General features: G+C 50.9%; 1 rRNA gene. It reads left to right on the top strand.

Features of this window, described 5'->3' with window-relative positions:
* Positions 1 to 232: ribosomal RNA gene (locus WFK81_RS31040) — 23S ribosomal RNA — on the top strand; the annotation flags it as partial.

Raw genomic sequence — 232 nt, 5'->3', positions numbered from 1 at the left:
AGTGCGTAATAGCTCACTGGTCGAGTGACTCTGCGCCGAAAATGTAACGGGGCTAAACACACCACCGAAGCTATGGCATGACACTTATGTGTCTTGGGTAGGGGAGCGTTGAATGCGGGTAGAAGTCAGACCGGAAGGACTGGTGGACTGCATTCAAGTGAGAATGCCGGTATGAGTAACGAAAAGACAAGTGAGAATCTTGTCCGCCGAAAGCCTAAGGGTTCCTGAGGAA

Origin of the sequence: Paenibacillus sp. MMO-177, assembly GCF_037147795.1 — a bacterium.
Lineage (GTDB): Bacteria > Bacillota > Bacilli > Paenibacillales > Paenibacillaceae > Pristimantibacillus.
This window is presented reverse-complemented; position numbering and strand designations above follow the sequence as displayed.